Consider the following 12,798-nt stretch of genomic DNA (forward strand, 5'->3'; position numbering starts at 1 on the left):
ACCAGGAGAGACGAGGGAGGCTCGGATGACATAAACAAAAGCGCACACAAGAAGACCGGCAACTACGCTCATCATCATCACTCCCCAATATACATTTGGTTTGGTTCATTTGTTAATTTTCATATTATCACAAACCAAAGCAAATTGCACTATATTTTGCAAACGCTTTCTTTAAGTTTTTGTGCTGATTGTCCCATTTACGGCATACAACATAACTAAACAAACGGAGGCCAAGTACCCATGATCAAAAAAATCGGCGCCCCCCTGCTGATTGCCGGGCTGGCGGGCTGCATGCTTCTCATCCTGCTGTACCCGGAAGCTTCGCTGGACGCGGCCCTGCGGGGACTCGCCGTCTGGTGGGACGTGCTGTTCCCTTCGCTCTTTCCGTTCTTCGTGCTGTCCGAGCTCATGCTGGGCTTCGGCATTGTGCATCTGTTCGGTGCGCTGCTTGATCCGCTTATGCGTCCGTTGTTCCGCATTCCCGGCTGCGGAGGCTTCGTCATGGCGATGGGCTATGTATCCGGCTATCCGGTCGGAGCGCGCCTCACCGCCAAGCTTCGCGAACAGGGACAGCTTACCCGGATCGAGGGGGAACGCCTGGTGGCCTTCACGACCTCGTCGGACCCCATCTTTCTGCTCGGCGCCGTATCGGTCGGCTTCTTCCACAACGCCGCTCTGGGACCATATCTGGCACTGTCCCACTATGGAAGCGGGCTGATTCTGGGACTCCTCTTGTCCTTTTATGGCAGGAAGGAGGAGCGCCGGTGGGCCGGTGCTGACAGGATGCGTCCGGTTGAGCCTGCGCGCCCTGGACCTATAGACACGGATCATCCGGGTCCACAAACGGACCTGGCCGGAGAGCAGTCGGGAGCGCCGGATAAGCTGTCGCTTGAAGCGGACGTACGTATGTCAGCCAGGACGCGGCTACAGACGGCCCTCTCATCCATGTACGAAGCCCGCCGGCGAGACGGGCGAACGCTGGGCGAGCTGCTGAAGGGCGCGGTCGAATCTTCCCTGCGCCTTATTATGGTCGTAGGAGGCCTGGTTGTATTCTTCACCATGCTGATGGAGCTGCTGGAACGGGCGGGTATTCTAAGCCTTCTTCTCTCGGCAGCCGGACATGTGCTCACCGTCGCCGGATTTCCGGCCGGCCTGACCGAAGCGCTGACGAGCGGCTTCTTCGAGGTCACCGTCGGCGTCAAGGCGGCCGGAAGCGCAGCCGCGGCACTCCCTTATAAGGCTGCTGCAGCCGCCTTTATCCTCTCCTGGGGCGGGCTGTCGGTCCACGCCCAGGTCGCCAGCATCTGGAACGGCACCGGCCTCCGGTATGCGCCGTTTATGGTCGCCAGGCTGATTCATGCCGTGCTGTCGGCACTGCTTGCACTTGTGCTATGGCGACCGATGATGGGATCGGCTCCCGTTCTGGCTCCGCTTGCGGAAGGCCGTCCGGTCTCGTCTATTCCTTCCGGATTGGCCCTACTCGGATCGATGCTGGGGGTAATGCTGCTGCTCTCGCTGGCAGCTGCCGCCATCAGCCGGATCGGCCGTTTGCACAAAGAGAAATAATTCCCATGCGATTTCATGCTATATGTCCCGAAAGACCGCGATTCCTTTAGCCTTTCACTTCGTTAAACATTGTGTTCCGGCCCGAGATTGATTATGATCGGTGTATGACAGAACCCTAACAAAGGAGTCCATTCACCTTGAGATATTATGTCTTGGACAGGGGCGATCAGTTGTCCATCGATCTCAGCCAGCAATTTCACAAGCTGGCGGAGGAGCGGGGTATGCAGCTTGACGCCGAAACGCCGGAAATCGTCGTCTCCATCGGAGGGGACGGCACTATGCTTCATGCCTTCCATACCTTTATCGACCGGATCTCCCAGCTCGCCTTTGTAGGCGTTCATACCGGTCATCTGGGCTTTTACGCCGATTGGCAGGCCGATGAGCTGCCCGCGCTTGCGGATTATATGTGCGGACGCTCCGATGCCGCCGGCTCGCGGCGGGCCAAAATCGTCAAATACCCGCTGCTCGAGCTTGAAATCCATAAGAAATCAGGCACCACTTCACATATCGCGCTCAACGAATTCACGCTTAAGGGCTTAGACGGAACGATCGTTATCCAGATCGACATCAATGACGAGATGTTCGAGATGTTCCGGGGGGACGGAATTTGCATCTCCACCCCTTCCGGAAGCACGGCCTACAACAAAAGTCTCGGCGGAGCGATGGTTCACCCCACCATCGAGGCGCTCCAGATTGCAGAAATTGCGTCAATCAACAACCGGGTCTTCCGGACGATGGGCTCCCCTCTGCTGCTGCCGAAGCATCATCACTGTGACATCTTCTCCTGCAAGGAGCAGCGGCTGATGCTGACCGTGGATCATATCAACTACCCGATTGACGATCTGCTTTCCGTCCGGTGCCAGGTATCCGATAAGAAGGTCAGCTTTGCACGCTACCGTCCGTTCCCGTTCTGGAAACGCGTGCGCTCATCCTTCCTGGTCTGATGGACAAGGAAGAACGGACGAGCGTTAGGTCCGGGCAGGACCTGAGTCCTACAGCGCCCCGCCGCTGCCTGCCGCTCGCCCGCGTCTTGCTGCGCCCGGAAATCTAGTAAAAACAGCTGTCGAATAATAATAGACACTCGAAGAAATCGGATGGTATAATGATCCTATTTTACAAAGACTTACATAATTAAAGGAGAGAACAAATTGAAAAAGTGGTGTGCTTCACTGGGGGCAATCCTGTTGTCCCTGGTACTCGCCGTGCCCGTATTTGCGGCGCAGACGCCGATTAAGGTGTATGTAGACGGCGCTCAGGTTTCATTTCCCGCCGGCTCTCCATACATCCTGAACAGCTCCGTTATGGTTCCGTTCAGAGCCGTATTCGAAAGCCTTGGCCTCACAGTAGGATGGGACCCCGCTGCCAAGTCGGTAACCGGCACCAGCGATGGACTTGCGATCAAGCTGACAGTGGGCAGCAACCGTGCCTCAGTCAATAACGTGATCAGCAAGCTTCTCGCAGCGCCTGTGCAGAACGGAGGAACCGTATACGTCCCGCTTCGTTTTATCGGTGAAGCGACCGGCGGAGATGTGAAATGGGACCCCGCGGCTAGAAGCGTTCAAATTTCCAAACCCTCGGCCAGCAACGGTATTTCGGAAGCCGACTTGACCGCTGTCATCAATAAGCTGAACGGTTATTACAACACTGAGGATGTGGCGGGGATCAAATCGCTTGCCGCGGACGGATCTTCTTTTGCCAGCAGTCTCACAGCTTTGGACTCCACGTTCAAGTACTATGATCTGAAGTACGAGCTCAAGAGCCTCTCGGTCATCAGCGCTACAGCATCGGATGCGACCGTCTCCACCGTTGAGATCAACACGCGGACGGGCGGCTATTACTTGCCGGATTCACAGGATGAGATCATCTATTATCTCGTGAATACCGATGGCAGCTGGAAGGTCTCGAAGATCACGACCGAGAAATCGACCGTTCTTCTGACCCGGGAACAGGGCATCGCCAAAGCCAACGTTCCGGTAAGCGATCAAGCGGCCATTCACACCCTGCTGACCAATCATTATCAGAATATGAACACTGAAAATGTTGCCGGTGTGATGAGCACCCTTACTTCTTATGATGATGAAGACTACACCGCCGGGTTAAAGAGCTCTCTGGAAAAATTCTTCCAACAGTCTGACCTGAGCTATTTCGTGAATTCATCCAATATTTTCTATTATGGTGACGACGAAGCCGCTGTGTATGTAGAGCTTCAAGCAACGGATAAGAGCGATTCGTCCACGGCCGATCAGACACTCATTCTCGTGGTGGACAAATACAACGGGAAATGGACCATCAGCGATAGCTATACTGTCTCCCCTTAAGGGCCGGGACAGCAAATAATCCGCAAAGGATGTATGAATCATGACTTTCAAAAAGTTCACGGCCGCGGCGGCCGGCAGCTTCCTGGCCTTATCCCTTGTATTCTCTCCCGCCGCTCTTGCCGCAGACAGCACCCAGACTGCAGCCCAGTCCGCTTCCAGCACGGATCTGATCAATGAAGTGATGCAGTATGTCGAGAGCTACAACCTGACGGGCGCCGACAAGGATGCGCTGATCCGCGCGGCCGTCGACGGCATGGTGGAATCGCTGAACGATCCTTACAGCGAGTACTTCAGCACCGAGGAAGCGCAGGAGCTGCAAAATCAGCTGGCGCTCGATTATGTCGGCATCGGCGTGCAGCTCGTCTACTCGGGCAGCGAGCTGTACATCGAATCGGTGATGGCGGGCTCTCCGGCGGATAAATCCGGACTGAAGCGCGGCGACACCCTCCTGAAGATCGACGGCGTCAAGATTGAAGACCTGCAGAGCGACACGCTGAGCGGTAAAGCGGGCACCAATGTTACGCTGACCATCCAGCGGGGCAGCACGGTCAAGAACGTGGTCGTGACCCGAAGCGAGCTCGATTATCCGTCCGTAACCGGCCAGATACTCGGTTCGGGCGTTGCGTACATTTCCCTGAACGGTTTCACAGAGGACGCTGACGAGCAGTTCGCGAGCGTGCTGTCCAAAATGCGTGCCGGCGGGATGAAGTCCATGATTCTCGACCTCCGCAACAACGGAGGGGGCTACATGGATTCCGCCTACAACATCGCGTCCCAGTTCATCGACAAGGGAATCATGATGTACACAGCCGATAATACCGGCACCCTGACGCCCGTAACGATCACGAACGGAACCAAGATGAACGTACCGGTCGTTATCCTGACGAATGAATACACCGCCAGCGCCTCCGAGGCTTTGACCGGCGCGTTGCACGACAACCATCTGGCAACGGTCGTTGGTGTCAAGACGTATGGCAAGGCCCGCATTCAAAGCCTGTTCAACCTGTCGGACGGCGGGCTTCTCAAGCTGACCACGGAGCGCTATCTGACGCCGGACAAGATCGACTTCAACCATATCGGCCTGACGCCGGATATCGAAGTGAAGGGCGACGCGGCCCAGATCATCACCGCGCTTCAGCTCGCTGGCATAAAGTCCATCGAAGCGGCCGGAGACAACCACATCCTTGACGTGAACGGCAAAGCCTTCGACGGCAATGTAGGTCTGGTGAAGCAGGGCAATACGGTCTACGCCTCCGCCCGCGTTCTGGCAGCATTGGTCGAAGCCGACCTTACCTGGGATTCCAAGAACAAGAAGGCGATTGTCACAACCGGAGCAGGCAAGGCATACGGTTTCAGCATTGCTTCCAAAGAGGCGTTGTACCAGAACGGAGAAACCCTCGTCTCCCTGGATGCGTTCAAGAAGAAATTCCCTTCGCTCGTCTATAAATACGACAAGACGCAGAACCGGCTAACATTGTCCGCTAAATAATCACACAGCTTATTTATAATCGAAACAAAAGAGTGCCGCTATCGTTCCCCGGAACAGTAGCGGCACTCTTCGTTATTCAGCATTACTCGGCAGGCGGTTATTAGCTCTGCTGAGGGTTATTATTCTGTGAGTTGTTCTGCGGGCTGTTCTGGGCTTTGGGCGAGCCTTGGTTCTCCCGGTTCTCGCGGCTCTCCCTCTGCTCCCTCGCCTTCGGCTCGCGGTTCTGGAAGTCACGGGAACTGCCGGACTCACGGGAACCGGCGGACCGGCCAGCATTCTCCCGGCCTTGCCCGTCGCGCGCCTGGTTCTCCCGATTCTGACTTTCTCGGTTTTGATTCTCCCGATTCTGATTGTCCCGGTTTTGATTCTCCCGGCGCTGCCCCCCGCGCGGCTGGCCCTCGCGGCCGGCGGCTTCCTTGGATTGGCCATCACGGTTACGCTTGCCCTGGAGCTCCTTGTTCCGGTTGTCGCGTCCCCGTTCCTTGAAGCTCTTGTCACGGGGAGCGTTCTCTCTGGCTCCCTGCTCCTTGACCGGCTGTTCCTTGGACACCGCCGATTCGGCCTGATATTTGCGGGAGGAAATCTGGGGGATCTCCTCGCTGCGGACAGGCGCCTCGGCTCCTGCGACATCACCGGCCTCTGCTGTCAGGGACTCCTTTGGCGCTTCAGCCGGCTCCTTGATCAGAATATCCTTGGCGAGCGGATCTCTCGGAGCATCCTTCATCTTGCGGAGCACAAAATAGGCGCAGCCGAAGTTGCAGTACTCATTAATGTAATCGATGAAGCCGGAGATCGCGGTGTCCCTGTTCGCCTTCGGGTGATTATCCCGGTAAAATCCTTTTAGGCGCAGCTGGCCGTAGCCCCAATCTCCGACGATATAGTCGTAGCGTTCCAGAACCTCGCTGTATCTTCCGCGAAAGCCCTCCGGATTCCAGCCTTCCTTATGATTTGCCATGAGCTCATAGCTTTTTCCGCCAATTAAGATCAAGCAAGACTCGCCTGCCTTTCCACATGTAAATTCGACGGAGCCATATACGAGGCTGTCGTCTATTCTTAATTCGCCGCCGTGCGCTCCTGAAGCGATTTCGTGGCAGACTGTGTCTGCTCATGCGCATGATAGGAGCTGCGCACCAGCGGGCCCGATTCCACATGACTGAAGCCGCGCTTCAATCCTTCCTCCTTCAGCTTCGCGAAGTCCTCCGGCGGGTAGTATTTCACGACATCCAGATGCTGCGGCGAAGGCTGCAGGTACTGGCCGATCGTCAGAATATCGCAGTCGACCGCGCGAAGATCGTCCATCGCCTGAAGGATTTCGTTCCACTCTTCGCCGACGCCCAGCATGATGCTGGATTTGGTCGGAATCTTCGGCTGCATTTCCTTCGCCTGGCGAAGCAGCTCCAGGGAGCGGCGGTATTTCGCCTTGGCCCGCACCCGGTCCGACATCCGCTCGACTGTCTCGATGTTATGGTTGAGAATGTCAGGCTTGCTGTTCATCACAATCTGCAGGCTGTCCCGGTCGCCCATGAAGTCGGGAATCAGCACCTCCACGCTGCACAGCGGCAGCCGTTGCCGGATGGCCTTTACCGTCTCGGCAAAAATCATTGCTCCGCCATCCTTCAAGTCGTCACGCGCAACACTGGTTACGACACAGTGGCGCAGATTCATATTCTCGGCGGCTTCAGCCACCCGTTCCGGCTCCTGAAGGTCCAGTTCGGTCGGCAGACCCGTGTTGACCGCGCAGAAGCGGCAGGCCCGGGTACAAATATCGCCTAATATCATAAACGTAGCTGTCCGATTGGCCCAGCATTCGTAAATATTGGGGCAGCGGGCTTCTTCACATACTGTATGTAAAGTCTTGGAACGCATCATCCCTTTAATATCCTGATAGTTCTCTCCGGTTGTTAGCTTGATCCGAATCCAGTCCGGCTTAAGTGGTTTCGCATTTTTCTGTGACATATATGAACAATCCCCTCTTTCGCCTGAATGTGAAAAGTTGCAAAGCGCTGCCTTACATTATAGCATGCACGCAGGGGAAATGCTTCTTTTTGTGAAAGAGCTGTGTCACTTCCTCACCCTCCGGCGGATAAAACGTCCCGTTTCGCGCAAGCTAACCGGGCGTGGCCCTCATCCACAATTCAGCCAAGGGCTCAAGCCCTATTCTCATTCACAACCTTACATGAACTTCAAAGGAGGCTTTCACCATAATGTCCCTTATCAAGGCGGTCCGGCGGACACTGGTGTCCTTGTCGGCTGCCTCTCTTCTATGCGCCGGCGGCCCGGCAGTCTTCGGGGCTTCCGCGAATGCCGTCCCGAAGAAGCCCGCAGCCGAGATTCCGCGCGTACGAAGCGCCTCAGCGCAGGGAAGCGGCGATGCCTACGCCGCCCGCCAGGCGCTCTATGACCAGATGGAGGCGGCCACGGGCATTCCCTGGTACCGGCTGGCCGCCATCGACCAGTATGAACGGACGATTGCCAAACTCAAAGCGGCAGGCAGCAAGAAATCGGATCAGCCGGCGATGACCACCCGCCTGACCCGGATTCAAATTCCGGCTCCAATCTGGTGCGGGCCGCTGAATCCCGATCAGGCGGATACCTCTCCCGCCTCACTGTCCTTCTTTAGCGGCTTCGGCCTGGACGGCTCCGGAGACGGAAGAGCCGACCCGGAGAACGATATCGACGTGCTGTACAGCATGGCGCAATATATGCGGAAGCATAGCGCTTCCGCCAGTGATTTCAATATCGCCGTGTGGGAATATTACCATAACGGGCGGGCCTCCCAGCGCATCGAGCAGTTCTCGAAGCTGTACCGCCATTTCGGACGGCTTGATCTGTCAGGCAGCGCGTTTCCCCTGCCGCTCGGCAGCACCTATTCCTACCACAGCACCTGGGGCAGCGGGCGCAGCTGGGGAGGGGCCCGCATCCACGAGGGCACCGATCTGTTCACCCCATACGGGGTTACAGTCCGGAGCACCTGCTACGGCATTATCGAGACGAAGGGCTGGAACCGGTACGGGGGATGGCGTATCGGCATCCGTGATATCGAGAACCGCTACCATTATTATGCCCATCTGTCCGGCTATGACAAAACACTCAAGCTCGGCGATATCGTCTCTCCCGGCCAGCAGCTCGGCTGGGCCGGAAGCTCCGGCTACGGCAATCCGGGAACAAGCGGCAAATTCCCGCCCCATCTGCATTACGGCATTTACAAAGACCGGGGACTAATCGAATGGGCCTTCGATCCGTACCCTCTGCTCAGGCAGTGGGAAAATGCGGAGCGGAAGGCTCTCCAGAGCAAAAAAAGCGGCCGCTGAAGTGCGGCCGCTTCTTGCATAAGCGATTATTATGCCCGTTCGCGGACATCGTGGAAGACAAGCGGCTTGCCAGCTTAACATTATTCCACCGCCTCAATAAATCTCAGCACTTCGGACAGAACCTTGTCCTTCTCCTCACTGTAACAGAGCAGATGGCCGCTTCCCTCCACCATCAGCACCTCCGCCCGTGACGATCCCAGATGCTGCTGCAAATAATCGGCACTCTTGGTCTTGACCAGATGGTCCCGGGTTCCCTGCACGATCAAGGCAGGTGCCGAGATGCCAGGGTACACGGCGAAGCTCTCCCGCACCAGAAGGTTAAATTCGCGATTGGCCCGAAGCGGCGTAGACCCGAACTTCCGGACATAGTTCTTCAGCATGGCGGGATTACCCAGCGTCCGGACAATCTCGCCCGGATTCAGCGGAAACACCGGCGCGGCCAGCAGAGTCAGCGATTTGACCTTATCCCGATACCTGTTCGCCAAATGGCAGGCGAGCAGCGCCCCCATGGAGAAGCCAATGACATGAACGCCTGTTTCTACAGCCTTGGCCAACACCGTTAGTTCTTCTTCAGCTTGGCGAAGCCATTCCGCCCGCCCAAAGCGGGCAAGATCGGATCTTCGTCCCGTATGCCCGCCGAGCGTAAAGGTATGGGTCTTCAGCCCCCGCCGCTCCGCATATTCCGCCAAAGGCGATATTTCAAAGATGCCTCCTGTAAAGCCGTGTATGAACAGACAGTGCTCCATAGACTTCCTCTCTTTTCTTTCACAGGATGTGCAGCCCGCCTGGCCCCCTGGCCCGCTATCCCGCATGCTTCCCGGCATAATCAACTACTATTCCCGAATTTGTACAATTAATGATACTGGCCGGTTATGTGCTCATCCGTATCCTTCAGCAATTTGGAGATCAGCACAATCTGCCCTGCATGGTAACCGTAGTGTGTGGCAACCTGGATAAGCAGAAGCCTGACGCTTCTCACATCATAGGTTTCGTCTTCCGACGCATTAACCCGGTGCATCCTGTTCCAATCCTCCAGCGAATACCGGATGGTGACTTCCCTGTCCAAATCCTCCTCGGCTAAGTTTGATAAAATACGGGCCGATTCAGCGCGTGTGCCGAGCAGAAGCTGTTTCAATTCATCCCGCGTTATTCCGCCTTCCGGCTCAAACTCACGCCGGGAGCGCTCCCTGATGAACGGTTTGCCGCCGATTGCACTTACCAGATTCTGATATTCGTTGCCCGCTAAATGCAGGCACAGATTTCCGATACTGTTGGTCGAAGCCTTCAGCCTAGTCCAGATCAAGTCATCGTCGAGACGATCCAGGCTCTTCAAAATACGATTAAGCTGCTTGTCCATGTCTTCGAGTATATTCGTTACAATCTCCAGCATAGCTGTACCTCCGGGCGATTCATTTTTAATATGATTGATAAATAAAAAAAGGCCCTGTTCGCCAAGACAGAGCCTGCTGACACGCAGTGAATAAGACTTGCTACTTAACATTCAAACGACCATCTGTCCATTAACAACAGGCTATTAAAAAACGCTTCAAGAAGCTGCGCTCCCTATCATTATATCTGGAACAAATTCCTCAATCAATGCAACTCGGACCGGCCCGTTTCACCTGCCGGCTCCTCTATTCGCCGCCTGTCCCTGCGGGCGCCCCCGGCTTCGTCGTTCCGCCGCCTGACGCACCGCTCCCCGTGCCGGCGCCTCCGCCCGCAGCGGTTCCGCTGCCGGAGCTGCCGGTGGAGACGCCGCTGCCTGTACCGCCGTCTCCCGCCGCTGCGCCGCTCTGGCCAGTGCCCGCGGCTCCGCTCGACACGCCGCCCGAAGAAGGAGCGGGCAACGCGATATTCGGCGCGCTCGCGCTGCCTTCGCCAACCGCCCTGCCCTGGTTGTCGTAATAATACATCGGCACATCGCCGACAACCATCAGATAGGAGACGGGAATCTCCGTATCGACCACCTGGGGCTCCATGTCGAACGGCACGACGACCGCCAGCTCGGTTACGATATGGATGTACACCTCGACGAGGATCATATTAATTCCGGCGTTCTGCTGCCGGGTGCTGAGCTCGACCTTGACAGCTCCTTGAGGCTCGATCTTGACCGGAATATCCGGCCCGAACGATGCGATGAGGGGACTGTCCAGCGCCTGGCCCAGCGGAATATGCTCTTTCCGGGTCTGCAGCTCGCTCAGCGTAGACTGGATGACATCGGCCGCCTCCGAAGTAATGCGCATATGCTCGTTATAGTTGAGCATGAAGCCGGAGATTTTGCCGGCGCTGTCCGTCTTCCAGTCGATCAGCTTCTCTGCGCTGCTCCCTCCCGCCACCTGGGAGGAGATCGCCTTGTTGATGGCCTCTGTCGCGATCTGCTTCACGCGAATCTGCGCGAGATGCACAATCGGCGGCTTCATCTGCCGCTCGACATAACCCACGCTGGCCAGAACGACGGCGAGGAACAGGAGCGCCGATATCAGCCATGCCCGTCGGCGGCTCCTTGGCCGGCGCCGGCTGCCGTCCGCCGGCGCCAGGCCGGGTCCGCCGCCCGAGCCCTGGCGGCGGCCAAACCCCAGGGCCGGGCGCGCCGACCGGCCCGGCCGTGCCTTGAAGCGGGCCCCCTGCTTCAAGCCGCCCCCACCGGGGAAGCCGGAGCTGCGGCTTCCCCGTGAGCCGGCCGCCGGCCGCCACGGGCCGGCGGAGCGGAACGCCCGCTGTCTGGCGGGCGGCGTCCAGCTGATCCGCGGCAGGCGCAGCCGCGGCAACCGGAACTGCGGCGTGTGAAGCCGCCGGGGTCCCCATCTTCTCATTCTGGCCATTCCGCCATCCCTCCTGCACCTATGGCGGTCAAGCCGCCTTATACTGTATCGTATTCGCGGATGTCCCAAAAAAGAAGAACGCCTCCCCGGCCAAGCCGAAGAGGCGTTCCTGAATTTCCTTATGACGGGTCATGCGTCAGATAAGCATCACTTTTTTTATACCATACGCTCCCGTTTATCTTCCTGCAGATGGCTCCAATGCTTCCAGATGAAGACGGCAATCATGACGGCCATGAACAAGCCGTAGCCGGTCAGATAGAAGCTCCACTGCTCCCGGGGAACGATCAGCGACGAGCCGATTGTGCCGAAGAGCCAAATGAAGGAGAGATTGCCCAATATCGTTCCCCAGATAAAAGCGGACAGCGAGACAGGCGAGACCGCCGCCATTATATTAATGATATTATTGGGAACAATAGGTATCGTACGCAGCAGCACAATCGTCCAGATGCCATAGCGGTTCAAATAGCGCTGCCATTTATCATAACGCTTGAGCCGGCGGCTCCATCTCGTCTCGAACCATTGAAATAAATAGCGCCGGAACATCGCGAACACGATCAGCCCGGCCAGCGTGCCGATCAGCCAGGTGACCAGCATGCCACCGACGATATGAAACACCGACACATGCAGCACAATCAGCACAATAAACGGGATTAATCCGATCAGACTTTGAAAGATCGCCAGCGGAATTGTCACAAATAAAATTTCCGGACCACTGAGACCAAGTGCAGTCAGCAGCCATTCGACCCAGCCGTTGATCGCATCCGTCATGGATTCCTCCCCCTTTCTCCCCTTCGCCTATAGGGCGACCGTTTATTCATTCAAGGATAAACGCCTTACGGCGTCCTTAGACGCCATGCGTTTACCGAGAAATAGAAGGCTGTGATAAGCGCAAGCTTATGCTTTCTTATATTTCAAAGAAAACACCCCATCCGGGGTGTTCTTGCATTGCGCTATTGTCGTCCGCGACCAGGCGTGGCTCCTCCTATAAGTATGACAAAGGATACCTTGAAATAACTGTGCCTCTGAACCGGGTTCAGTTATGCGCCGTGAAGGGCGGCAGGAACGAAAATCATTTTGTTCATCATAGCATATTCGGGATTTCGCTGTAAAATAATCAGGGCGAATCTTACGTGTATGCGCAAGCTGCACGGTTCATCAGCGCGAAACTTATACATTCTTATCGCATATTCGCAGCAAATGACCGCCCGGGGGCGCAATGTCATTAAGTTTAGCTCAAAGACAAGAACGACAATAGAAATTGGAACCAAAACGGCATGGGAATGAGTCCTGTG

The 12,798-nt window shown here is 56.5% G+C and carries 12 protein-coding genes; 5 read left to right on the top strand and 7 right to left on the bottom strand.

Translation table 11 applies throughout. The features are described from left to right. Window positions 1-240: 240 nt before the first annotated feature. The 4 genes from KIH86_RS01340 (at window position 241) to KIH86_RS01355 (ending at window position 5,373) form a co-directional block, all read left to right on the top strand. Window positions 241-1,566: a nucleoside recognition domain-containing protein gene (locus tag KIH86_RS01340; protein WP_223083273.1), complete on the top strand. Its 1,326-nt coding sequence runs from the start codon at window positions 241-243 to the stop codon at window positions 1,564-1,566. Window positions 1,567-1,703: 137 nt separating this feature from the next. Beyond that, window positions 1,704-2,510, top strand: coding sequence for an NAD kinase (locus tag KIH86_RS01345; protein ID WP_223083274.1), 807 nt, complete (start codon window positions 1,704-1,706; stop codon window positions 2,508-2,510). A gap of 204 nt (window positions 2,511-2,714) precedes the next feature. Further along, entirely contained in the window at window positions 2,715-3,884 is a 1,170-nt protein-coding gene (locus tag KIH86_RS01350) for a copper amine oxidase N-terminal domain-containing protein (protein ID WP_223083275.1), read from the top strand. Between the two features lie 40 nt (window positions 3,885-3,924). Further along, window positions 3,925-5,373, top strand: a complete 1,449-nt coding sequence (locus KIH86_RS01355) for a S41 family peptidase (protein WP_223083276.1) — start codon at window positions 3,925-3,927, stop codon at window positions 5,371-5,373. Between the two features lie 100 nt (window positions 5,374-5,473). Here the strand turns inward: KIH86_RS01355 and KIH86_RS01360 are convergent, their stop codons facing one another. Further along, window positions 5,474-6,328: a YutD-like domain-containing protein gene (locus KIH86_RS01360; protein ID WP_235775209.1), complete on the bottom strand. Its 855-nt coding sequence runs from the start codon at window positions 6,326-6,328 to the stop codon at window positions 5,474-5,476. Window positions 6,329-6,426: 98 nt separating this feature from the next. Further along, window positions 6,427-7,329 carry a lipoyl synthase gene (lipA, locus tag KIH86_RS01365; protein WP_223083278.1) on the bottom strand — a complete coding sequence of 301 codons (903 nt, stop codon included), beginning with the start codon at window positions 7,327-7,329 and terminating at the stop codon, window positions 6,427-6,429. Window positions 7,330-7,577: 248 nt separating this feature from the next. Between lipA and KIH86_RS01370 the strand changes: the two genes are divergently transcribed. Then, window positions 7,578-8,684 (top strand): M23 family metallopeptidase, encoded by a 1,107-nt coding sequence (locus KIH86_RS01370; protein ID WP_223083279.1) that lies wholly within the window; start codon window positions 7,578-7,580, stop codon window positions 8,682-8,684. Window positions 8,685-8,764: 80 nt separating this feature from the next. Here KIH86_RS01370 and KIH86_RS01375 read toward each other — a convergent pair whose 3' ends face one another. From KIH86_RS01375 to KIH86_RS01395, 5 genes are all read right to left on the bottom strand, one after another. Further along, window positions 8,765-9,430, bottom strand: coding sequence for an alpha/beta hydrolase (locus KIH86_RS01375; RefSeq protein WP_223083280.1), 666 nt, complete (start codon window positions 9,428-9,430; stop codon window positions 8,765-8,767). 107 nt (window positions 9,431-9,537) lie between these two features. Next, a complete protein-coding gene (locus KIH86_RS01380; RefSeq protein WP_223083281.1) occupies window positions 9,538-10,074 on the bottom strand; it encodes a DinB family protein in 537 nt (178 codons plus the stop codon). 244 nt (window positions 10,075-10,318) lie between these two features. After that, window positions 10,319-11,506: a sporulation protein YunB gene (yunB, locus tag KIH86_RS01385; protein ID WP_316503182.1), complete on the bottom strand. Its 1,188-nt coding sequence runs from the start codon at window positions 11,504-11,506 to the stop codon at window positions 10,319-10,321. Window positions 11,507-11,662: 156 nt separating this feature from the next. Then, window positions 11,663-12,274: a TVP38/TMEM64 family protein gene (locus tag KIH86_RS01390; RefSeq protein ID WP_223083282.1), complete on the bottom strand. Its 612-nt coding sequence runs from the start codon at window positions 12,272-12,274 to the stop codon at window positions 11,663-11,665. Between the two features lie 269 nt (window positions 12,275-12,543). Further along, window positions 12,544-12,798, bottom strand: a 255-nt coding sequence (locus KIH86_RS01395; RefSeq protein ID WP_223110269.1) for a hypothetical protein, incomplete at its 5' end; no start/stop codon positions are given.

This window comes from Paenibacillus sinensis (genome assembly GCF_019904155.1).
Classification (GTDB): Bacteria; Bacillota; Bacilli; order Paenibacillales; family Paenibacillaceae; genus Paenibacillus_AQ; species Paenibacillus_AQ sinensis.

Coding starts and splice junctions, on each gene's coding strand:
- KIH86_RS01380 (WP_223083281.1), bottom strand. CDS start 10,074: ATGCTGGAGATTGTAACGAATATACTCGAAGACATGGACAAGCAGCTT.
- yunB (WP_316503182.1), bottom strand. CDS start 11,506: ATGGCCAGAATGAGAAGATGGGGACCCCGGCGGCTTCACACGCCGCAG.
- KIH86_RS01370 (WP_223083279.1), top strand. CDS start 7,578: ATGTCCCTTATCAAGGCGGTCCGGCGGACACTGGTGTCCTTGTCGGCT.
- KIH86_RS01340 (WP_223083273.1), top strand. CDS start 241: ATGATCAAAAAAATCGGCGCCCCCCTGCTGATTGCCGGGCTGGCGGGC.
- KIH86_RS01390 (WP_223083282.1), bottom strand. CDS start 12,274: ATGACGGATGCGATCAACGGCTGGGTCGAATGGCTGCTGACTGCACTT.
- lipA (WP_223083278.1), bottom strand. CDS start 7,329: ATGTCACAGAAAAATGCGAAACCACTTAAGCCGGACTGGATTCGGATC.
- KIH86_RS01375 (WP_223083280.1), bottom strand. CDS start 9,430: ATGGAGCACTGTCTGTTCATACACGGCTTTACAGGAGGCATCTTTGAA.
- KIH86_RS01355 (WP_223083276.1), top strand. CDS start 3,925: ATGACTTTCAAAAAGTTCACGGCCGCGGCGGCCGGCAGCTTCCTGGCC.
- KIH86_RS01360 (WP_235775209.1), bottom strand. CDS start 6,328: ATGGCAAATCATAAGGAAGGCTGGAATCCGGAGGGCTTTCGCGGAAGA.